This is a genomic window from Geodermatophilus sp. DSM 44513 (assembly GCF_032460525.1).
Lineage (GTDB): Bacteria > Actinomycetota > Actinomycetes > Mycobacteriales > Geodermatophilaceae > Geodermatophilus.
In genome coordinates this window covers 3,700,133-3,721,506 of sequence record NZ_CP135963.1, presented here as the reverse complement: position 1 = coordinate 3,721,506, position 21,374 = coordinate 3,700,133, and the positions used below count along the sequence as shown (strand labels likewise).

Genomic DNA, 21,374 nt, shown 5'->3' with positions numbered 1-21,374 from the left:
CGGGCCCGCGCCGCTCCCGGACCCCTGCGGACCGCCGGGGATGCGGCACCATACCCACGAGTCCCAGGGCCGGAGACCCGGCGGCGGACGACCCCGCCGGCCGGTGTCCCACCCGTGACCGCCCGCCTCCCGGCGGGCCCACGAGCTGAGGAGGTGCCGGCATGGCGGCAACGGACCCGCCAGCGCACGGCCGGCCGGCGGCGGCCGAGGCCCCACTCGCCGTCGAGCTGCGCGGGATCACCAAGCGGTTCCCGGGCGTCGTGGCCAACCGCGACATCGAGCTGCGGGTGCGCCGCGGCGAGGTGCACGCCGTCGTGGGCGAGAACGGCGCCGGCAAGTCGACGCTGATGAAGACCCTCTACGGCGAGCACCGCCCCGACGAGGGGCAGATCCTCGTCGACGGCCGCGAGGTGGTCCTGCGCAGCCCGGCCGACGCGATCGCCGCCGGCATCGGCATGGTCCACCAGCACTTCATGCTGGCCGACAACTTCACCGTCCTGGAGAACGTCGTCCTGGGCAGCGAGCCCACCCGCGGCGGCCGGCTGGACCTCGCCGAGGCCCGCCGCCGGATCACCGACATCTCCGACCGCTACGCCCTGGGGCTGCAGCCGGACGCCCTCGTGGAGGACCTCGGCGTCGGCGACCGGCAGCGCGTGGAGATCGCCAAGGTGCTCTACCGCGACGCCCGCATCCTGATCCTCGACGAGCCGACCGCCGTCCTCGTGCCCCAGGAGGTCGACGAGCTGTTCGCCAACCTCGCCGAGCTCAAGCGGGAGGGCCTGACGGTCGTGTTCATCTCCCACAAGCTCGACGAGGTCCGCCGGGTCGCCGACGCGATCACCGTCATCCGCCGCGGCACCACCGTGGGCACCGCCGACCCGCGCACGACGACGGCCCGCCAGCTGGCCGAGCTGATGGTCGGCGCCGAGCTGCCCACCCCGGAGACCCGCGAGTCGACCGTGCGCGAGACCCCGGTGCTGCAGCTGACCGGCGTGACGGTGCGCGACGCTGGGGCGCGCCCGGTGGTGGACGACGTCACGCTCACCGTGCGCGAGGGCGAGGTCGTCGGCATCGCCGGCGTCGAGGGCAACGGCCAGGCCGAGCTCGTCGACGCCGTCATGGGGCTGCGCCCCCTGGCCGCCGGCACGGTGCTGCTCGGCGGGCAGGACGTCACCGGCTGGAGCACCCGCGCCCGCCGGGAGGCCGGCGTCGGCTTCATCCCCGAGGACCGGCACCGCCAGGGCATGCTGCTGGACGCGCCGCTGTGGGAGAACCGCATCCTCGGCCACCAGACCCGCCCACCGGCGGTCAAGGGCCCCTTCATCGACCGCCGCGGCGCCCGCGCCGACACCGCCCGCATCATGCGCGAGTACGACGTCCGCGCCCCGGGGCCGGACACCCTCGCCGTCGCGCTGTCCGGCGGCAACCAGCAGAAGCTGATCGTCGGCCGCGAGATGAGCGCCGGCCCGCGGCTGCTGGTCGCCGCCCACCCGACCCGGGGGGTGGACGTCGGCGCCCAGGCGGTGATCTGGGAGCTGCTCAAGGACGCCCGCGCCGAGGGGCTGGGCATCGTGCTGGTCTCCGCCGACCTCGACGAGCTGATCGGCCTGTCCGACACCCTGCACGTCATGCTGCGCGGGCGGCTGGTGGCCACCCTGGACCCCGGCCAGGTCACCCCCGAGGAGCTGGGCGGGCACATGACCGGCGCGCGCACGGCGGGTGCGGCATGAGTGGTCTGCGCCGGGTGGCGCTGTCGCTGTTCGGCCCGGTGCTCGCCGTCGTCGTCGCGCTGGTCATCTCCGCGGTGGTCATCGCGCTCATCGGGGAGGACCCGGCCCGGGCGTTCGGCGTCATGACCGACCTCGGCGACAGCCCGTCGCAGCAGGTGCAGTCGATCGTGGTCATCCTCAACCGGGCGGTGCCGCTGTTCCTGGCCGGGCTGGCCGTCGCCGTCGCGTTCCGGATGGGCCTGTTCAACATCGGCGTGGAGGGCCAGTACCGGCTGGCGACCATCCTGGCCGCCGCGGTCGGCGCCGCCGTCGCGCTGCCCGGCCCGCTGCACGTGCTGCTCATCGTCGTCGTGGCGATGGCGGTCGGCGCGCTGTGGGCCGGCATCGTCGGCGTGCTCAAGGTGACCCGCGGCGTCAGCGAGGTCATCAGCTCGATCATGCTCAACTTCATCGCGCTGGGCCTGGCGTCCTTCCTGCTCACCGGCCCGCTGCGCGGCAGCCCGCCGGGTGCCTCGATCATCACCACCAGCGAGATCCCCGAGTCCGGCCGGGTGCCCAGCCTCAACGGGCTGCTCACCGCGCTGGGCCTGGCCGAGCCGCGCAGCGCCCTGCACGGCTTCCTGCCGGTCGCCGTGGTGGTCGGCGTCGTCGTCGCGGTGCTGCTGCAGCGCACCCGCTTCGGCTTCGACCTGCGGGCCACCGGCCTGTCGCCGTCGGCGGCCACGGCCAGCGGCGTCGACGCCCGGGGCATGGTGGTCAAGACGATGCTCATCTCCGGGGCCATCGCCGGGCTGATCGGCCTGCCGGACCTGCTCGGCGTGCAGTACGACTACGGCACCGAGTTCACCGCGGGGCTGGGCTTCCTCGGCATCGCCGTCGCGCTGCTGGGCCGCAGCTCCCCGCTGGGCATCGCGCTGGCCGCGCTGCTGTTCGCCTTCCTCGACCGCGCGGCGCTGCCGCTGCAGTTCGCCGACATCCCGGCCTCGGTCGTCACGATCATCCAGGGCACGATCGTGCTCGCCGTCGTCGTCGCCAACGAGATCGCCCGCCGGCTGGCGCTGCGCTCCGCCGAGCGGGCCGGCGCGACCGACGGTCCCGGCCCCGACCCGGGCGCGGACGGCGCGGCCCCGCCCACGGCCCCCGACGGCGGGCAGCGGGTGCAGACCGGTGTCCCCGGCACCCCCGAGGACGTGCGGCGATGAGCACCCAGGCACCCACCCGCACCGGGCAGCCCAGCCGTGGCCCGCTCACCGACCTGCTCATGGGCGGCGGCCGGGCCCGGCGGGTGGTCTGGCTGCTCGCCGGCCTGTGGCTGCTGTTCTCGCTGGTCCGGGTGGTCTCCGGCGAGCAGGAGCTCACCTCGTCCTCGACCCTGTCCGCGGCCCTGCTGCTCGCCGTCCCCATCGGCCTGGCGGCCCTCGGCGGGCTGTGGTCCGAACGCGCGGGCGTGGTCAACATCGGCCTCGAGGGGATGATGATCCTCGGCACCTGGGGCGCCGGCTGGGCCGGCTACCAGTGGGGCTGGGCCGGCGCGGTGGTCGGCGGGCTGGTCTTCGGCGCGGCCGGCGGCCTGCTGCACGCGATCGCCACGGTCACCTTCGGCGTGGACCACGTCGTCTCCGGCGTGGCGATCAACATCCTCGCCGAGGGCGTCGTCCGCTTCCTGTCCGAGCTGCTGTTCACCGAGGGCAGCGGCGGCGGCCCGACCCAGTCCCCGTCGCTGTCCAGCGAGCCGCCGTCGTTCTCCCTGCCGGTGCTGTCCTCCGGCCCGGACCTGCTCGGCGACCTGGAGCGCCAGGGCTGGTTCGGCGTCAGCGACCTGGCCGGGCTGCTGCGCGGGCTGACGAGCGGGGTGGGCCTGCTCACCCTGGCGGCCGTGCTGCTCGTCCCGGTCTCCTACCTGCTGCTGTGGCGGACCGCCTTCGGCCTGCGGCTGCGCGCCTGCGGGGAGAACCCCGCCGCCGCGGACTCCCTGGGCGTGCCGGTCTACCGGCTGAAGTACCTGGCGGTCATCGTGTCCGGGGCCCTGGCCGGCCTGGGCGGTGTCTTCCTCGTCTTCGTCGCCGGCATCTACCGCGAGGGGCAGACCGGCGGCCGCGGCTTCATCGGCCTGGCCGCGCTGATCTTCGGCAACTGGCGGCCCGGCGGGCTGGCGGCCGGCGCGGGCCTGTTCGGCTTCGCCGACGCCCTGCAGCTGCGCAGCCAGACCGCGGTCGTCGCGCTGCTGCTGCTCGTCGCCGTCCTGCTCGCCGGGGTCGCCGCCTACCAGGCGCGGCGCCGCAAGATCGTGCAAGCCGTGCTCGCCGGGGCCTTTGCGGTGGCTGCGCTCGTCGGCTTCCTCACCGTCGAGCGGCTGCCCGAGGGCATCGTCTTCTTCACCCCGCACCTCACCACGCTGCTGGTGCTGTCGCTGGCCTCCCAGCGGCTGCGCCCACCCAAGGCCGACGGTCTGGTCTACCGGCGGGGGGAGCACTAGTGGACGTCGACTGGGGGCGGCTGCGCCAGGAGGCCCGGGAGGCGATGACGCACGCCTACGCGCCCTACTCGCGCTTCCCCGTCGGTGTCGCCGGGCTGGTGGACGACGGCCGGGTGGTCACCGGGTGCAACGTGGAGAACGCCTCCTACGGGCTGGCCCTGTGCGCCGAGTGCGGGATGGTCAGCGACCTGGCCCGCACCGGCGGCGGCCGGCTGGTCGCGGTGGCCTGCGTCGGCGGGGACGGGCAGCCGCTCATGCCCTGCGGCCGGTGCCGGCAGCTGCTGTGGGAGCACGGCGGCCCGGACCTGCTCCTCGAGACGGTGTCGCTCGGGATCGTGCCGATGCGCGAGGTGCTGCCCGACGCCTTCGGCCCCGACGACCTGGAGAGGGCGGCCGCGCGGTGACCTTCGACGCGATCGACGTCATCCGCACCAAGCGGGACGGCGGGCGGCTCAGCGCGGAGCAGATCCGCTGGGTCATCGACGCCCACACCCGCGGCGCGGTGCCCGGCGAGCAGATGAGCGCGCTGCTCATGGCGGTGTTCTTCCGCGGCATGGACGGCGGTGAGCTGGCCGCCTGGACCCAGGCGATGATCGACTCCGGCGAGCGCAAGGACCTCTCCTCCCTGGGCCGCCCGACCGCGGACAAGCACTCCACCGGCGGGGTCGGGGACAAGACCACGCTGCCGCTCGCGCCGCTGGTCGCCGCCTGCGGGGTGGCGGTGCCGCAGCTGTCCGGCCGCGGGCTGGGCCACACCGGCGGCACGCTGGACAAGCTGGAGTCGATCCCGGGCTGGCGGGCCGACGTGCACGAGGAGGCCTACCTGGCGCAGCTGCGCGAGGTGGGCGCGGTCGTCTGCGCCGCCGGCGCGGACCTCGCCCCGGCGGACAAGGAGCTGTACGCGCTGCGCGACGTCACCGGCACCGTCGAGTCCATCCCGCTGATCGCCAGCTCGATCATGAGCAAGAAGATCGCCGAGGGCGCCGGCGCGCTGGTGCTGGACGTGAAGACCGGCTCCGGGGCGTTCATGAAGTCCGCCGAGGACTCCCGCGAGCTGGCCCGCACGATGGTCGGCCTGGGCCAGGCGGCCGGGGTGCGCACGGTGGCGCTGGTGACCGCGATGGACCGGCCGCTGGGCCGTGCCGCGGGCAACGCCGTCGAGGTGGCCGAGTCCGTCGAGGTGCTGGCCGGCGGCGGCCCGGCGGACCTCGTGGAGCTGACCCTGGCGCTGGCCCGGGAGATGCTGGCCGGCGCCGGGCGGGGCGACGTCGACCCGGCCGCGGCCCTGGCCGACGGGCGGGCCATGGACGTGTGGCGGCGGATGGTCGCCGCGCAGGGCGGGGACCCCGACGCCCCGCTGCCGCAGCCAGCCCAGCGGCACGTGGTGACGGCCCCCGCGACCGGCACGCTCACCCGGCTGGACGCCTACGCCCTCGGGGTCGCGGCCTGGCGGCTGGGTGCCGGCCGGGCCCGCAGGGAGGACCCGGTGTCGGCCGCGGCCGGCGTCACCTGGACGGCGACGGTGGGGGAGCGGGTGACCGCGGGGCAGCCGCTGCTGGAGCTGCACACCGACGACCCGGCGCGCATCCCGCGGGCGCTGGAGGCCCTGGAGGGCGCGGTCGGCGTCGACACCGACGACGTGCCGCTGCCGCTGGTGCTCGACCGCATCACCGCCTGACAGGGGGGGCAGAGGTACGCCGCCCTGCGGGGGCCGTGCCCGGGGACGGGCCCGGAGGGTCCTCACCGGGTGCGGCGTGGGGCTCCACGCAGCTCGGGGACGGCACCTGGCCGCGGTGTCGGCCGGTAGGCCGACAGTGTCACGGTGGGAGACTCGGCACCCGTGACGAGTACGCGCCCCGCGGCCCCGGCCGACGGCCGGCCGCAGCCGGGGGACCCGCTGGCCCCGGACGCCGCCATCAGCGTCCGCGGCCTGGTCAAGCGCTACGGCGACCGGGTGGCCGTCGACGGGCTGGACCTGGACATCCACCGCGGCGAGATCTTCGCGCTGCTCGGGCCCAACGGCGCGGGCAAGACCACCACGGTGGAGGTGCTGGAGGGCTACCGGCGGCGGGACGGCGGCGAGGTGCGCGTCCTGGGCGTGGACCCGGCGCGGGGCGGGCGGCGCTGGAAGGCGCAGGTGGGCATCGTGCTGCAGTCCGGCGGCGGGGACAGCCAGCTGTCGGTGCGCGAGCTGCTGGAGGCCCGGGCGGCCTGCTTCGCCGAGCCGCGCGACCCCGACGAGGTGCTGGAGCTGGTCGGGCTCACCGGGCAGGCCCGCGCTCGCGGCCGCACGCTGTCCGGCGGCCAGCGCCGCCGGCTGGACGTGGCCCTGGGCATCGTCGGCCGGCCGCGGCTGCTGTTCCTCGACGAGCCGACCACCGGCTTCGACCCCGAGGCGCGGCGGCAGTTCTGGGCGCTGCTGCGCTCGCTGCGCGACCTCGGCACCACGATGCTGCTCACCACGCACTACCTGGACGAGGCCGAGACGCTGGCCGACCGGGTCGGCGTCCTCGCCCGGGGCCGGCTCGCCGAGGTCGCCGTCCCCACCGCGCTGGGCGGGCGGGGCAGCGCGCCGGCCGTGGTCAGCTGGCTGCAGGACGGCGTCCGGCGCACCGCGGAGACCGCCGCGCCGACCGCGTTCGTGCAGGAGCTGGCCGCCCGCTTCCCGGGTGAGGTGCCCGGGCTGACCGTGGCCCGCCCGACGCTGGAGGACGTCTACCTCAAGATGATCGGGGAGCACGCGTGACCACCGCTCCGGAGCGCACCGCGCTGCCCCCGCTCGGCCGGGTCTACGCCAGCCGTGCCGGCGTCGAGCTCAAGGAGTTCTTCCGCCAGCGGGAGTCGGTGGTCTTCACCCTGGTCTTCCCAGTCATCCTGCTGCTCGGCCTGGGCGCCGTCCTCGACTACGACGTGGGCGCCGGCGTGGACTTCCCGCAGTACTTCATGGCCGGGGTCATCACCGCCGGGATCGTGGGCGCCAGCCTGCAGAACATGGCCATCCACATCGCCGCGGAGCGCTCGGACGGGACGCTGAAGAGCCTGCGCGGCACGCCCATGCCGGCCAGCGCCTACTTCGTCGGCAAGGTCGTGCAGGTGCTCGCGGTGGCCGTGGCGACCATCGTGCTGCTGCTGCTGGTCGGCGTCCTGGTGTACGGCATCGAGCTGCCCGCCGGTGCCGACTGGTTGACCTTCGCCTGGGTGTCGGTGCTCGGCGCGGCCGCCTGCACGCTGCTGGGGATCGTGGTGTCCACGCTGGCCCGCAACGGCCGGTCGGCGTCGGCGACGGTCACCCCAATCGCGCTGGTGCTGGAGTTCGTCTCCGGCGTGTTCATGCCCTTCGACCAGGTGCCCGGGTGGCTGCAGGACGTCGCCGCGGTGTTCCCGGTGAAGTGGCTGGCCCAGGGGCTGCGGTCGGTGTTCCTGCCCGACGCCCTGGCCGCCCGCGAGCCGGCCGGGTCCTGGGAGCTGGGCACCGTGGCGGTGGTGCTGGGCCTGTGGTGCGTGGCCGGCCTGGTGCTGTGCCTGCTCACCTTCCGCTGGCAGGACCGGGAGGGCTGACCTCCCGGCTCAACCGGGCGGGGCCCGCGGACGACAATCACCGCGTGCCCGCACCGCTGAACGCCGACTCGATCCGCCGCGCCCCGAAGGTGCTGCTGCACGACCACCTCGACGGCGGGCTGCGGCCGCAGACGGTGCTCGAGCTCGCCGACGAGGCCGGCTACCGGGACCTCCCCGCCGGTGACGCCGAGGCCCTGGGCCGCTGGTTCCGCCAGGCCGCGGACTCCGGCTCGCTGGTGCGCTACCTGGAGACCTTCGCGCACACCGTCGCGGTGATGCAGCGGCCCGCGGCGGTCGCCCGGGTCGCCGCCGAGTGCGCCCTCGACCTGGCCGCCGACGGCGTCGTCTACGCCGAGGTCCGCATGGCTCCCGAGCTGCTGACCGCCGGTGGGACGCCGATCGAGGAGGCCGTGGAGGCGATCCTCGACGGGTTCGCGCAGGGCAGCGCGCAGGCCGCCGCGCAGGGCACGCCGATCACCGTCGGCACGCTGCTGTGCGCGATGCGGCAGGCCGACCGGTGGGACGAGGTCGCCGGCCTGGTCGTGCGCCACCGCGACGCCGGGGTGGTCGGCTTCGACCTGGCCGGCCCGGAGATCGGCTTCCCGCCCGACCGCCACCCCTCGGCCATCGCGCTGCTGGACCGCGCCGGCGCGCACCGCACCGTGCACGCCGGTGAGGCCGCCGGGATCGACAGCATCGTCGCCGCCCTGGACGGCGCCCGCGCCGAGCGGCTCGGGCACGGGGTGCGGATCGCCGACGAGGTGGGCGAGGACGGCACCCTGGGCCCGGTGGCGCGCCGGGTGCTCGACGAGCAGGTGCCCCTGGAGGTGGCCCCGTCGTCCAACGTGCAGACCGGCGCGTACCCGTCGCTGGCCGCCCACCCGGTCGGCCTGCTGCACCGGCTGGGCTTCGCGGTCACCGTCAACACCGACAACCGGCTGATGAGCGGCGTCTCGGCGAGCAGCGAGCTCACCGACACCGCGGGCCAGTTCGGCTGGGGCTGGGACGACGCCGCCACGGTGACCGAGCGGACGCTGGCCGCCGCGTTCGTGGACGAGGCGCAGCGTTCCCGGCTCCTCACCGACGTCGTCCGGCCGGGGTACGCGGCGCTGCGAGCCTGATCACGGCCGGAATGCCGGTGCCGGCCGCGCTGCTACGGTGGGTGTACCGGCACACGCCGGTCATCCTCCCGGACGGTCCGTCCGGGCATGAGCGCATCCGTGCAGATCCGGGCGTCACAGCTGACGTGAGCGATCGCCAGTGGGGACGCCGGTCGCCGGTGTCCGCGCACTCACCACGGGACGCGCCCGAGCAGCATCGGAGTCCCACACCCGCATGACCACGTTCGACACCGTCGACGTCCCGACCACCCCCGAGACCCCGGAGGTCCCGGCCGCCGAGACCCCGAGCGGCCCGACCTTCGCCCAGCTGGGCCTGCCCCAGCAGCTGGTGACCGCGTTGGAGCGGCGCGGCATCCGGCACCCCTTCGCCATCCAGGCCTCTGCCCTGCCCGACGCCCTCACCGGGCGGGACGTGCTGGGCAAGGCCGCCACCGGCTCGGGCAAGACGCTGGCCTTCGGCCTGCCCCTGCTCACCCGCCTGGGCCAGACCGCCCGGCGCGGCCCGCGCGCCCCCCGCGCGCTGGTCCTCGTGCCGACCCGCGAGCTCGCCCAGCAGGTGTTCGACAACCTCGCCCCGCTCGGCCAGTCGATCGGCGTGCAGCTGACCACCGTCTACGGCGGTGCGTCGATGTACCGCCAGATCCAGCAGCTGCGCCGCGGCGTGGACGCCGTCATCGCCACCCCCGGCCGGCTGCAGGACCTCATCGGCCAGGGCGAGGTCACCCTCGACGAGGTCTCCGTGACCGTCATCGACGAGGCCGACTTCATGTCCGACCTCGGCTTCCTGCCGGTCGTGCAGGAGCTGCTCGACCAGACCCGCCCCGACGGCCAGCGGCTGCTGTTCTCGGCCACGCTGGACGGCGAGGTCGACACCCTGGTCCGCCGCTACCTCAAGGACCCGGCCCGCCACGAGGTCAAGCGCGCCGGGGACGACGCGCCGCCGGCCGAGCACCTGGCCTACAGCGTCGCCTTCCGCGACAAGGTGCCGGTGACCGAGCTGCTGGCCGCCCGCCCGGGCCGCACCCTGGTCTTCGTGCGCACCCAGCTCGGTGCCGACCGGCTGGGCGCGAACCTGCAGGCCGCGGGCATCAAGGCCGAGGTCATCCACGGCGGGCTGCCGCAGGGTGCCCGTCGCCGGGCGCTGGAGGAGTTCACCGACGCCCGCAGCCCGGTGCTCGTCGCCACCGACGTCGCCGCCCGCGGCATCCACGTCGACGACGTCTCGCTGGTGCTGCACTACGACCCGCCGGCCGACCACAAGACCTACCTGCACCGCTCGGGCCGCACCGCCCGCGCCGGCGCCGGTGGCGTGGTCGTGTCGCTGCTGCTGCCCGACCAGGTGGGCCAGGCCAAGCGCCGGTTCCGCCAGGCCAAGGTCGAGCCGGAGGTCTCCCGGGTGCGCCCGGGCGACGCCCCGCTGGCCGAGCTGGTCTCCAGCGGCGTGCACGTCGAGCCGGTGGAGCGCCCGGTGCGGGAGTCCCGCCGTCCCACCGGTGGCCCCGGTGGCCGGCGTCCCCGCCGCGACGGCGAGCGTCCGCGCCGCGACGGCGACCGCCCGCGTCGTCCCCACGGCGAGCGGCCACGCCGGGACGGCGACCGGCCGGCGTACGGCGACCGGCCGGCGTTCGGCGAGCGTTCCCGCGGGAACGGGGAGCGCTCCTACGGTGAGCGGTCCGGCTCCGGTGAGCGCCGGTCCAGCCCGTACCGCGGTCAGGGCCGTCGGCCCGGCGAGTAGACGGAGGACCCCGTCGCCCTCACCGCTCGCGAGCTCGCGGCGGTGGGAGGCGACGGGCCGCACGGCAGCGGCCGGTCCCGGTTCCCCGGGGCCGGCCGCTGCCGTGTCTGCGCTAGTCGCGGAAGACCAGGGCCCCGCTCACCGCGGTGACGACCTCGTCCCAGGCGGGGCGCAGCACGGCGGCGTCCTCGGCGGTCAGCGGCGCGTCCGGGACCCGCTCGCTGCGGGCGACGGCCCGGCCCAGCGGCGCGTCGGGGCGCAGCAGCGCGTCGACCCGGGTCAACCCGGCGTACTCGGCGACGTCGCGCACCCCCTCGACCTGCTGGGCGAGCACCCGGTGGTCGACCAGCCCGGCCGCACCGCCGCTGACCTCGGCCAGCACCTCGGTGAGCTCGGTGAGGTCGTAGCGGTCCTGGTCGGCCGGCAGCGGCCGGGTGTCGGTGTCGGCGACCTCCGGCCAGGAGGCGATGTCGGTCAGGTCGTGGGCCTCCTCGCCTCGGCAGAAGCGGGTGAGCTCGGCCGGGGAGGGGAACAGGAACACCTCGCCGTCCCGGCCGAGGAAGCGCGCCCGGTCCTCGACGTAGCAGCGCAGCGTCACCCCGGCCCCCTCGGGGACGACGATCTCCACCGGCAGGATACCGACGGCCTCCCAGAACGCCGCCGCCTTCGCCACCTCCGCCTCCGGTGCGGACAGCCGCCCCGGGCGGGCGATGGTGCTGACGCCGGCCGTGGCCGCCGTCGCTCCGCCGGTGGGGCGGACCGCCGGGGCGGCGTCCTCGGCGTCGTCGTCCTCGTACTCGTCGTCGGCCTCGCCGGCCGGCGGGTAGTCGGCGACGTCGACCGTGCCCCCGCCGGTCCAGTCCAGGTGCGCGCCGAGCTCCTCGATGACGTCCTCCCAGAGGTCGTCGAGCGCGGCGCCCACGCCGACCCAGGCGTCCTCGCCCGAGCGGCCGAGGAAGGCCTCGACGCCGAGGCCGAGCGACCCGATCTCCGGCCGGGCGACCAGCTCGGCGAGCGCGCCGAACTCCCCGTCGCGGGACGACCCGCCGGGGCGCCGCTCCAGCTCGATGTCGTCCTCGTCGTCACCCGGCTCGTCGGCGTCCTCGTCGGTGTCCTCGTCGGCGTCCTCGCCGGTGTCCTCGCCCGTGTCGAGGCACTCGGCCAGCCGGGTGACGATGTCGATGTCGGCCGCCAGCTCCTCCACCGCCCACCGGTCGGGGTCCTCGGCGGCGATGTCGTAGACGCCGTCGAGGTCGTAGCGGTGGTCGTCGTCCGGCGTCAGGTCATCGGCGCCCAGCCCGACCACGACCGGCCAGACCGGGTGGTCGGCGAGGTCGTGGTCGGTGCGGGTGCGGCAGAAGGCGGCGAGCGCGGCCGGTGTCGGGAACAGGTGCACGCGGGCGCTGCCGGCCGTGCCGTCGTCGTCGGAGGTGCCGAGGAAGGCCTGCCACTCCTCGCCGTCCTCCACCCAGGGCGGGGCCCACAGGGTGAACCCGGTGCGGTCGTCGACGGTCAGGGCGATGGGGACGATGCTGGGCCGGGCCACGGGTCCCGATCCTGCCCGATGGGGCTGGTCCCCGCCCGCACCCCCGACCGGGCCGTCACAAGCCCATCGGGTGCCAGACCGTCTTGGTCTCCAGGAACGGGGTGAGCCGGCCCAGGCCCGGGTCGGCCGACCAGTCCGGTTCCTCGGCCGGCGGCCGCACGACCCGCTTGATGCTGCCCGCGGCGAGGCGCTCGAGCTCCATGGCGCGGTCGGCCGGCGCCCCGGTGAGGTCGACGGCGTCGACGTCGTCGTGCTCGGCCAGCCACGGGCCGAGCTCGCCGGCGTCGCCGGTGAGCAGGTTGACCACCCCGCCGGGGACGTCGCTGGTGGCCAGCACCTCCCCGAGGGTGACCGCCGGCAGCGGCCGTGCCCGCGAGGTCACGACGACGGCGGTGTTGCCACCGGCCAGCACCGGCGCCAGCACGCTGACCAGGCCGAGCAGCGAGGAGCGCTGCGGGGCGAGGACGGCGACCACGCCGGTGGGCTCGGGCAGTGAGAAGTCGAAGTACGGGCCGGCGACCGGGTTGGCCCCGCCGAGGACGGCGCCGAGCTTGTCGGTCCACCCGGCGTACCAGACCCAGCGGTCGATCGCGGCGTCGACGGCGGCGCGCGCCCGGGAGGAGGACGACCCCTCCCCGGCGGCCACCTCCTCGCAGAACTGCGCGTGCCGGCCCTCCATCACCTCCGCCACCCGGTAGAGCACCTGGCCGCGGTTGTAGGCGGTGGCCCCGGACCACTTCCCGAACGCGGCGCGGGCTGCGACGACGGCGTCCCGGGCGTCCTTGCGGGAGGCCTGCGCGGCGTTGGCGAGGAAGGCGCCCCTCGCGTCGGTGACCTCGTAGGTGCGCCCGGACTCCGAGCGCGGGAAGGCCCCGCCCAGGTAGAGCTTGTAGGTCTTGCGCACCGCCAGGCGATCACTCACTGGGCACCCTCCAGGTACGCGGCCAGCCCCTGCCGGCCGCCCTCGCGGCCGTAGCCGGACTGCTTGTAACCGCCGAACGGCGAGGTCGGGTCGAACTGGTTGAACGCGTTCGCCCACACCACGCCGGCGCGCAGCCGGTCGGTGACGGCGAGGATGCGCGAGCCCTTCTCGGTCCACACGCCGGCCGACAGCCCGTAGGTGCTGTTGTTCGCCTTGGCCACCGCCTCGTCCGGCGTCCGGAAGGTCAGCACCGACAGCACCGGGCCGAAGACCTCGTCGCGGGCGATCCGGTGCGCGGGGGAGACCTCGGTGAACACCGTCGGCGGGAACCAGAAGCCGCGGTCGGGCAGCTCGCAGGCCGGCTGCCAGCGGTGCGCGCCCTCGGCCTCCCCGATGTCGGACAGCTCCCGGATGCGGGCGAGCTGCTCCGCGGAGTTGATCGCGCCGATGTCGGTGTTCTTGTCCAGCGGGTCGCCCAGGCGCAGCGTGCCGATCCGCCGCTGCAGCGAGGCGATCACCTCGTCGTGCACGTTCTCCTGCACCAGCAGCCGGCTGCCCGCGCAGCAGACGTGCCCCTGGTTGAAGAAGATGCCCTGCACGATGCCCTCGACGGCCTGGTCGATCGGGGCGTCGTCGAAGACGATGTTGGCCGCCTTGCCGCCGAGCTCGAGGGTGAGCCGCTTGGCCGTGCCGGCGACGGCGCGGGCGATGGAGCGGCCCACCTCGGTCGACCCGGTGAAGGCGACCTTGTCGACGTCCGCGTGCTCCACGACGGCCCGCCCGGTGTCGCCGGCGCCGGTCACGATGTTCACCACGCCCGGCGGCAGGTCGGCCTGCCGGCACACCTCGGCGAACAGCAGCGCGGTCAGCGGCGTGGTCTCCGCCGGCTTGAGGACGACGGTGTTGCCGGTGGCCAGCGCCGGGGCGACCTTCCACGCCAGCATGAGCAGCGGGAAGTTCCACGGGATCACCTGACCGGCCACGCCCAGCGGCCGCGGGCCGGGGCCCAGGCCCGCCCAGTCCAGCTTGTCCGCCCACCCGGCGTGGTAGAAGAAGTGCGCCGCGGCCAGCGGCACGTCGACGTCGCGGGACTCCCGGATCGGCTTGCCGTTGTCCAGGGACTCCAGGACGGCGAACTCCCGCGCCCGTTCCTGCAGCAGCCGGGCGATGCGGAACAGGTACTTGCCGCGGTCGGCCGGGCGCATCGGCCCCCAGGTGCGGGTGAACGCGCGGCGGGCGGCCTTCACGGCGCGGTCGACGTCGGCGTCGGAGGCGCAGGCGATCTCCGACAGCACCTCCTCGGTGGCCGGGTTCACCGTCTTGAACGGCGTCCCGGTGGCGTCGACGAACTCGCCGTCGACGAACAGGCCGTGCGACGGCGCGAGGTCGACGATGGACCGCGACTCGGGCGCGGGGGCGTACTGGAACGGGCTCGTGGGCTGGGCCGGGCTGGGCGGGGTGTCGGTCATCAGTCCACCGATACGTGGTCGGGGCCGGAGTAGTGGCCGGTGTGCAGCTTCTGCCGCTGCAGGAGCAGGTCGTTGAGCAGGCTGGAGGCGCCGATCCGGAACCAGTCGGGGGTCAGCCAGTCCGGCCCCGCGACCTCGTTGACCAGCACCAGGTGCCGGATCGCGTCCTTCGTCGTGCGGATGCCGCCGGCGGGCTTGACGCCCACCTGGCGGCCGGTGGCGGCGCGGAAGTCGCGCACCGCCTCCATCATCACCAGGCACACCGGCAGGGTGGCCGCGGGGGAGATCTTGCCGGTGGAGGTCTTGATGAAGTCGCCGCCGGCGAGCATCGCCAGCCAGGAGGCGCGGCGCACGTTGTCGAGGGTGACCAGCTCGCCGGTCTCCAGGATCACCTTGAGGTGGGCGGGGGCGGCGCCGTCAGGCCGGGAACACGCCTCCTTGACGGCGACGACCTCGTCGAACACGTCGAGGTAGCGGCCGGCCAGGAAGGCGCCGCGGTCGATGACCATGTCGATCTCGTCGGCGCCGTTCGCCACGGCGTCCCGGACGTCGGCCAGCTTGACCGCCCGGCTGGCCCGGCCGCTGGGGAACGCGGTGGCCACGGCGGCGACGGCGATGCCCGTGCCGGCCAGCGCCTCCTTGGCGACGCCGGCCAGGTCGCCGTAGACGCAGACCGCGGCCACCGGCGGGCAGGTCGGGTCGGTGGGGTCGGGACGGCGGGCCTTGGCGGCCAGGCTGCGCACCCTGCCCGGGGTGTCGGCACCCTCGAGCGTGGTGAGGTCGATCATCGAGATGGCGGTGTCGATCGCCCACGCCTTGGCGGTGGTCTTGATCGACCGGCTGGCGAGCACGGCGGCGCGGGCCTCCGCGCCGACCTGGTCCACCCCGGGCAGGCCGTGCAGGAAGGCGCGGAAGGCGGCGTCGGAGCGGGTCACGTCGCCGTACGGCGCCGGTGGTTGGCGCCGCGGCGCGATCCCCGCCGCGGGCGCGTCCGGGTCGAGCACGTGGGTCATGCGGGGCATTCTCCCCTGCCGCAGCGGCGCGCCGACCGCCTCCCACCCCTCCGTGCGAGGCGGGGGAGGCGGTCGCCGCTGCACCACCCGCGCCGGGGGGTGCCCGTCCTCGTGCTGCAGCGCGAGGCCGGGCACCCGGAGGCGGGGGCGGACGTCGCCCGGGGAGCGGCCGCCGCGGCCCCCGCCCGACCACCCCGACGGCGGAGACGGGGAGACTGTGCTGCCGTGGGCGGGATCGATCGCGTGCTGCGCGCCGAGGGCCTGGTCAACGCCCGCGACCTCGGCGGCCTCCGGCGGACGGACGGGACGACCACGCCGCGCGGCGTCTTCTCCCGCTCGGAGGACGTCGACCGGCTGACCCCCGCCGGGTGGGAGCAGGTGCGCGCAGCGGGGATCCGGACCGTCGTGGACCTGCGGCAGGCCGGGGAACGGGCGGCGGACACCGGCACGCGGCCGGACTGGGTGCGGACGGTCCACGTCGACCTGGACGGCCTGGAGGACCAGGACTTCTGGCAGCACTACTGGCCCACCGGGCTCATGGGGACGGCGCTGTACTACCTCCCCCACCTGGCGGCGATGCCCGAGCGCGCCGGGGCCGCTCTCTCCGCGATCGTCCTGGCCCCGCCGGGTGGGGTGCTGTTCCACTGCGTGTCCGGCCGCGACCGCACGGGGATGGTGGCGCTCCTGCTGCTGGCTGCGGCACGGGTGCACCCCGACGCCGTCGTCGAGGACTACCTGGAGACGGTCCGGCTGGCGCCCGAACGGGCCCGGGCGACCGGGCGGCCGGACGAGGAGGCGGACCTGGAGGCGCTGTGCCGGTCGCACGGCACCACGACCGAGGGGGCCTTCCGGGCGGCGCTGACCGGGCTGGACCTGGCCGACGTGCTCACGCGCAGCAGCCTGGACCCCGCCGCCCGGGAGGCGCTGTACAGCTGGCGGGGGAGCCTCGGGTCGCCGACCGGGTCCCCCTGACCCGTCCGGGTGGGCCGACCGGGGCCGCTACGGTGGCGCCCGTGCAGCTCACCGTGGTCGACCACCCGCTGGCCCGTGCCCGTCTGACCCGCATGCGTGACGAGCGGACTGACAACGCGGCGTTCCGCGCGGCGCTGGCCGAGCTGACCCAGATGCTGGTCTACGAGGCCACCCGCGACCTGCCGATCGCCGAGGAGTCGATCACCACGCCGGTCACGGCCACCACCGGCTACCGGCTGGCCGCGCCGCCGCTCATCGTGCCGGTGCTGCGCGCGGGGCTCGGCATGGCCGACACCGCGCACGGGATGCTGCCGGAGTCGCAGATGGGCTTCGTCGGCCTGGCGCGCAACGAGCACACCTTCCAGCCGAAGGCCTACATGGCGTCCCTGCCGGAGTCGCTCGTCGACCGGCAGGTGTTCGTGCTGGACCCGATGCTGGCCACCGGCGGGTCGCTGGTGCACTGCTGCGGGCTGCTGACCGAGCGCGGGGCCACCGCGATCACCGTGCTGTGCGCCCTGGCCGCACCAGAGGGGATCCGCCGGCTGGAGGACAGCGGACTGCCGCTGCGGGTGTTCACCGCCTCGGTCGACGAGGGGCTCGACGACAAGGCCTACATCGTCCCGGGCCTCGGGGACGCCGGCGACCGGCAGTTCGGGGCGGTCTGACCGTGCGCTTCGGGGTGCTGGGCACCGGTCACTGGGCGCGGACGGTCCACGCGGCTGCCCTGGCCGCGCACCCGACCGCCGAGCTGGTCGGCGTCTGGGGCCGCGACCCGGGCCGGGCCGCGGCGCTCGGAGCCGAGTTCGACGTCCCCGGCACCTCCGACCTGGCCGCGCTCCTGGCGCGGGTCGACGCCGTGGCGATCGCGGTCCCGCCGTCGGTGCAGGTGGAGCTCGCCGAGCAGGCCGCGGCCGCCGGGAAGCACCTGCTGCTGGAGAAGCCGATCGGGCTCTCGCTCGGGGAGGCCGACCGGGTGGTCGCCGCGGTGCGCTCGTCCGCCGTCGCCTCGGTGGTGTTCTTCACCTTCCGCTTCCAGGCCGGGACGTCGACCTGGCTGGCCCAGGCCGCCCGCACCCGGCTGGCCGGCGGCGCGGGCTCGTGGCTCTCCGCGCTGGCCGGCAGCCCCTTCGACTCCGCCTGGCGCCGGCAGCACGGCGCGCTGTGGGACATCGGCCCGCACGCCCTGTCGCTGCTGGCGCCCAGCCTGGGCCCGGTGGTGTCGGTGCAGGCCGGCGCCGGGGCGGGGGACACCGTGCACCTGGTGCTGCAGCACGCCACCCCGGGGGTGGCCTCGACGGTGACGCTGTCGCACACCGCCGCGCCGCTGTCCACCGGCATCGAGTTCTCCGTGCACGGGGACGCCGGCCGGCTGGTGCTGCTTCCGGACATCGAGGGCCCGGTGGAGTCCTTCTCCGTCGCGGTCGACGAGCTGGCCGCCGCCGCGGTGACCGGCGGGACCCACCCGTGCGACGTCGGCTTCGCGCGGGACGTCGTGGCGGTGCTGGCCACCGCCGCCCGCGCACTGGACTCCGGCTGCCGGGAGCCCGTCAGCGGCTGAGCACCACCGGCCGGTGGCAGCCGGTCAGGGGCGCGACGCGCCGTCCCGGGTCCCGGCCTGCGCGGGCTGCGGCGGGTGGGGGCCGTCGTCGTCCTCGACGAACACCACCTCGCGCTTGCGGCGCACCGCGGGCAGCACGGCGACGAAGAAGGCCACCACCGCCAGGACGAGGAGGGTGAGCGACAGCGGCCGGGTCACGAACGTCGTCGCGTCGCCCTGGGAGATGGTCAGCGCGCGCCGCACGTTCTCCTCCAGCAGCGGCCCCAGGACGAACCCCAGCAGCAGCGGGGCCGGCTCGCACCCCAGCTTGATCAGCCCGTAGCCCAGGAGTGCGAAGAAGGCGATGGCGTAGACGTCGAAGGCGTTGAGGTTGATCGAGAAGGTGCCGATCGCCGCGAACCCGATGATCGCCGGGAACAGCCAGCGGTAGGGAATGGTCAGCATCTTCACCCACAGCCCGATCAGCGGCAGGTTGAGCAGCAGGAGGAACAGGTTGCCGATCCAGAAGGAGACGATCAGGCCCCAGAAGACCTCGGGCTCCTCGTTGATGACGTCGGGGCCCGGGACGATGCCCTGGATGATCAGCGCCCCGACGAGCAGCGCCATGACCGCGTTCGCCGGCAGGCCCAGGGTGAGCAGCGGGATGAAGGAGGTCTGCGCGGCGGCGTTGTTCGCCGACTCCGGCCCCGCGACGCCCTCGATGGCGCCCCGGCCGAACTCCTGCGGGTTCTTCGCGGCGCGCTTCTCCGTGGAGTAGGACATGAACGAGGCGAGGACGTGACCGGCGCCGGGCAGGACGCCGAGCGCCGAGCCCAGCGCCGTGCCGCGCAGCACGGGCATCCGGATCCGCCGGTAGTCCTCCTTGCGGAGCCAGAGGTCCTGGACCTTCTTGACCACGACCGACCGGACCATCGAGCCCTCGAGGTTGCGGAGGATCTCGGCCACGCCGAACAGGCCGACCGCGAGGGAGACGAAGTCCAGGCCGTCGTAGAGCTCCCGCTGGCCGAAGGTGAACCGCGGCGTGCCGGTGGCGATGTCCTGGCCGACGGTGCCCAGCAGCAGGCCGAGCACGATCATGGCCAGCGCCTTGAGCGTCGAGCCGCTGGCCAGCGTGATCGAGGCGATCAGCCCGAGCAGGATCAGCGAGGCGAGCTCGGCCGGCCCGAAGTTCAGCGCCAACCGGGACAGCGGGGTGGCCAGCAGCGCCACGAAGAGCGTGGCCACGCTGCCGGCGAAGAAGGAGCCCAGGGCCGCGGTGGCCAGGGCCTTGCCGGCGCGGCCCTGCTTGGCCATCTCGTGGCCGTCGATGGCCGTCACGGCCGCCGAGGACTCCCCGGGCAGGTTGATCAGGATGGCCGTCGTCGACCCGCCGTACTGGGCGCCGTAGTAGATGCCGGCCAGCATGATCAGCGAGGTGGACGGCTCGAAGCCGAAGGTGATCGGCAGCAGCAGGGCCATGGTTGCGGTCGGCCCGATGCCGGGCAGCACGCCGACCGCGGTGCCCAGCGCCACCCCGATCAGGCAGAACAGCAGGTTGACCGGCGTGAACGCCGTGTCGAAACCGAGGGCGAGGCTGTCGAGGAGTCCCATCGGCCGGTCAGCCCCCGAGCCAGGGGCCGATGAGCGGCAGCCGCAGCTGCAGCGCGACCACGAAGATCAGCACGCTGAGCGCGGTCAGGCTCGTGGCGATCACCACGGCCGGGACGACCCGGACGCCGCGACCGGCCAGGGCGGCCAGCAGGACCGTGACGAACAGGGCGGGCACCAGGCCGAGGTCGCGCACCGTGGCACCGAAGAACAGGATGGCGGCGATCAGCAGCACGAGCGCCCGCCACGGCACCGTGCCCAGGTCGCCGCCCTCGCGGGCGAGGACGCCGGTGACGGCGATCGAGACGCCCAGCACGACCAGCACCCCGCCGAGGACCAGCGGGAAGAACCCCGGGCCCATGCGCAGCGGGGTGCCGATCTCGTAGGTCGTCGAGGTGATGGCGAAGGCCAGGCCCAGGCCGGTGAACACCGCGCCCGCGAGGAGGTCCTTGCGTGCGTCCTGCAGTCTCATGCGTGCGTCCTCAGGTGTCGGGGACGGCGGTGGGGCGGTGCGTTCCCCGCGGAACGCACCGCCCCACCACCACGGGCGTCAGTCCGCGGAGACCCCGGCCTCCTCGATGATGGGCTGCCAGAGGTCGATCTGGCTGGACAGCTGCTCGGTGTGCGCCTCCGGCGTCGCGTCGGACTCCGGCGACGGCGTGGCACCGAGCTCGGCGAGCTGGTCGATCACGTTCTGGTCGGTGAGGGCCACCTGCAGCGCGGCGGTGAGCTCCTGCACGATCGCGTCCGGGGTCTCGGCCGGCACGTACAGGCCGTGCCACACGCCGACCTCGAGGTCGGGCAGGCCCGCCTCGGCGGTGGTCGGCAGGTCGGGCAGGCTCTCCACCCGCTCCGGCGTGGTCACCGCGTAGCCGGTGATCTCACCGGACTGGATCTGGCCGGTGGTGTTCGTGGTCTGGTCGCACATGATGTCGACCTGCCCGCCGACCAGGTCGGTCAGGGCCGGGCCGGTCCCCTCGTAGGCCACCTCGGTGAGGGTGGTGTCCGTCGCCTGCTGGAAGAGCAGCCCGCACAGCTGCGAGGCGGCGCCGACGCCGGCGTTGGCGATCGTCACGGTGTCCTGGTTCTCCTGGACGTAGGTGACCAGCTCCTCGAGCGTGGTCGGCCCCAGGTCGTTGCGCGCCACGATCGTCATGGGCACCTCGGTGACCAGGCCGACGGTCTTGAAGTCCTCCAGCGGCGCGTAGGACAGGTCGCTGTACAGCGACGGCGCTGTGGACATGCCGATGTGGTGCATCAGGACGGTGTAGCCGTCCGGCTCGGCCTCGGCCACCTGACCGGCCGCGATGGTGCCGCCGGCGCCCTCGACGTTCTGGACGACGATCGGCTGACCGAGCTCCGCGCCCATGGGGTCCGCGATGAGCCGGGTGACCGTGTCCGTCGGCCCACCGGCGGAGAAGGGCACCACGAAGGTGATGTCGCCGTCCGGGTAGGAGGCCGCGGCGTCCTCCCCGCCGCCGCCACCGCCGCCGCCACCGCCGCACGCGGCGAGCGTCAGCGTGGCCGCGGCCAGGCCGATCACCGAGCGGGAGCGGCGGAGACGGGCGACGTCGTGCTGGGGACCTCGTGGCATCGAGTGGTGTCCTTCTGAGTTGGGTACCGGTCAGGATCGGCGGGAACGCTAGCACCGGGCGTGACGCCCGCCACCTGGTGTGACCGACTCGTG

Annotated in this window: 19 protein-coding genes; 12 read left to right on the top strand and 7 right to left on the bottom strand. The window is 75.0% G+C overall.

The genetic code is table 11. The annotated features are described in order from the left end of the window. Positions 1 to 161: 161 nt before the first annotated feature. From RTG05_RS17965 to RTG05_RS17925, 9 genes are all read left to right on the top strand, one after another. On the top strand, positions 162 to 1,730 hold the full coding sequence (locus tag RTG05_RS17965; protein ID WP_166526254.1) for an ABC transporter ATP-binding protein: 1,569 nt from the start codon (positions 162 to 164) through the stop codon (positions 1,728 to 1,730). Then, positions 1,727 to 2,932 carry an ABC transporter permease gene (locus RTG05_RS17960; RefSeq protein ID WP_166526253.1) on the top strand — a complete coding sequence of 402 codons (1,206 nt, stop codon included), beginning with the start codon at positions 1,727 to 1,729 and terminating at the stop codon, positions 2,930 to 2,932. Before RTG05_RS17965 ends, RTG05_RS17960 begins: the two co-directional genes overlap by 4 nt. Continuing rightward, a complete protein-coding gene (locus tag RTG05_RS17955) occupies positions 2,929 to 4,206 on the top strand; it encodes an ABC transporter permease (RefSeq protein ID WP_166526252.1) in 1,278 nt (425 codons plus the stop codon). The genes RTG05_RS17960 and RTG05_RS17955 overlap by 4 nt, the downstream gene beginning before the upstream one ends. After that, on the top strand, positions 4,206 to 4,610 hold the full coding sequence (locus RTG05_RS17950) for a cytidine deaminase (protein WP_166526251.1): 405 nt from the start codon (positions 4,206 to 4,208) through the stop codon (positions 4,608 to 4,610). Before RTG05_RS17955 ends, RTG05_RS17950 begins: the two co-directional genes overlap by 1 nt. Beyond that, positions 4,607 to 5,884 (top strand): thymidine phosphorylase, encoded by a 1,278-nt coding sequence (locus RTG05_RS17945; RefSeq protein WP_166526250.1) that lies wholly within the window; start codon positions 4,607 to 4,609, stop codon positions 5,882 to 5,884. Before RTG05_RS17950 ends, RTG05_RS17945 begins: the two co-directional genes overlap by 4 nt. A gap of 162 nt (positions 5,885 to 6,046) precedes the next feature. Next, on the top strand, positions 6,047 to 6,952 hold the full coding sequence (locus RTG05_RS17940) for an ABC transporter ATP-binding protein (protein WP_208104642.1): 906 nt from the start codon (positions 6,047 to 6,049) through the stop codon (positions 6,950 to 6,952). Continuing rightward, on the top strand, positions 6,949 to 7,764 hold the full coding sequence (locus RTG05_RS17935; RefSeq protein WP_166526249.1) for an ABC transporter permease: 816 nt from the start codon (positions 6,949 to 6,951) through the stop codon (positions 7,762 to 7,764). The genes RTG05_RS17940 and RTG05_RS17935 overlap by 4 nt, the downstream gene beginning before the upstream one ends. 44 nt (positions 7,765 to 7,808) lie before the next feature. Beyond that, the gene (locus RTG05_RS17930) at positions 7,809 to 8,885 is read left to right on the top strand and encodes an adenosine deaminase (protein WP_166526248.1); all 1,077 of its coding nucleotides are present in this window, start codon (positions 7,809 to 7,811) and stop codon (positions 8,883 to 8,885) included. Positions 8,886 to 9,099: 214 nt separating this feature from the next. Further along, positions 9,100 to 10,620: a DEAD/DEAH box helicase gene (locus tag RTG05_RS17925; RefSeq protein WP_166526247.1), complete on the top strand. Its 1,521-nt coding sequence runs from the start codon at positions 9,100 to 9,102 to the stop codon at positions 10,618 to 10,620. Positions 10,621 to 10,732: 112 nt separating this feature from the next. Here the strand turns inward: RTG05_RS17925 and RTG05_RS17920 are convergent, their stop codons facing one another. The 4 genes from RTG05_RS17920 to deoC are packed head-to-tail and all read right to left on the bottom strand — an operon-like array spanning position 10,733 to position 15,570. Next, positions 10,733 to 12,166, bottom strand: a complete 1,434-nt coding sequence (locus RTG05_RS17920) for a SatS C-terminal domain-containing protein (protein ID WP_166526246.1) — start codon at positions 12,164 to 12,166, stop codon at positions 10,733 to 10,735. A 55-nt stretch (positions 12,167 to 12,221) separates the two neighbouring features. Continuing rightward, the gene (locus RTG05_RS17915) at positions 12,222 to 13,088 is read right to left on the bottom strand and encodes an aldehyde dehydrogenase family protein (RefSeq protein ID WP_166526245.1); all 867 of its coding nucleotides are present in this window, start codon (positions 13,086 to 13,088) and stop codon (positions 12,222 to 12,224) included. Then, the gene (locus RTG05_RS17910; protein ID WP_166526244.1) at positions 13,085 to 14,557 is read right to left on the bottom strand and encodes an aldehyde dehydrogenase family protein; all 1,473 of its coding nucleotides are present in this window, start codon (positions 14,555 to 14,557) and stop codon (positions 13,085 to 13,087) included. Before RTG05_RS17910 ends, RTG05_RS17915 begins: the two co-directional genes overlap by 4 nt. Next, the gene (gene deoC / locus RTG05_RS17905; RefSeq protein WP_208104641.1) at positions 14,557 to 15,570 is read right to left on the bottom strand and encodes a deoxyribose-phosphate aldolase; all 1,014 of its coding nucleotides are present in this window, start codon (positions 15,568 to 15,570) and stop codon (positions 14,557 to 14,559) included. The genes RTG05_RS17910 and deoC overlap by 1 nt, the downstream gene beginning before the upstream one ends. A gap of 225 nt (positions 15,571 to 15,795) precedes the next feature. Between deoC and RTG05_RS17900 the strand changes: the two genes are divergently transcribed. The 3 genes from RTG05_RS17900 to RTG05_RS17890 are packed head-to-tail and all read left to right on the top strand — an operon-like array spanning position 15,796 to position 18,100. Continuing rightward, on the top strand, positions 15,796 to 16,542 hold the full coding sequence (locus RTG05_RS17900; RefSeq protein WP_166526243.1) for a tyrosine-protein phosphatase: 747 nt from the start codon (positions 15,796 to 15,798) through the stop codon (positions 16,540 to 16,542). Positions 16,543 to 16,583: 41 nt separating this feature from the next. After that, positions 16,584 to 17,207: a uracil phosphoribosyltransferase gene (upp, locus tag RTG05_RS17895; RefSeq protein WP_166526242.1), complete on the top strand. Its 624-nt coding sequence runs from the start codon at positions 16,584 to 16,586 to the stop codon at positions 17,205 to 17,207. Between the two features lie 2 nt (positions 17,208 to 17,209). Further along, positions 17,210 to 18,100, top strand: a complete 891-nt coding sequence (locus RTG05_RS17890; protein ID WP_166526241.1) for a Gfo/Idh/MocA family protein — start codon at positions 17,210 to 17,212, stop codon at positions 18,098 to 18,100. Between the two features lie 24 nt (positions 18,101 to 18,124). Here the strand turns inward: RTG05_RS17890 and RTG05_RS17885 are convergent, their stop codons facing one another. The 3 genes from RTG05_RS17885 to RTG05_RS17875 form a co-directional block, all read right to left on the bottom strand. Beyond that, positions 18,125 to 19,690, bottom strand: a complete 1,566-nt coding sequence (locus RTG05_RS17885; RefSeq protein WP_166526240.1) for a tripartite tricarboxylate transporter permease — start codon at positions 19,688 to 19,690, stop codon at positions 18,125 to 18,127. A 7-nt stretch (positions 19,691 to 19,697) separates the two neighbouring features. Then, the gene (locus RTG05_RS17880) at positions 19,698 to 20,159 is read right to left on the bottom strand and encodes a tripartite tricarboxylate transporter TctB family protein (RefSeq protein WP_166526239.1); all 462 of its coding nucleotides are present in this window, start codon (positions 20,157 to 20,159) and stop codon (positions 19,698 to 19,700) included. A gap of 78 nt (positions 20,160 to 20,237) precedes the next feature. Then, positions 20,238 to 21,281 carry a tripartite tricarboxylate transporter substrate-binding protein gene (locus RTG05_RS17875; protein WP_166526238.1) on the bottom strand — a complete coding sequence of 348 codons (1,044 nt, stop codon included), beginning with the start codon at positions 21,279 to 21,281 and terminating at the stop codon, positions 20,238 to 20,240. Positions 21,282 to 21,374: the final 93 nt, after the last annotated feature.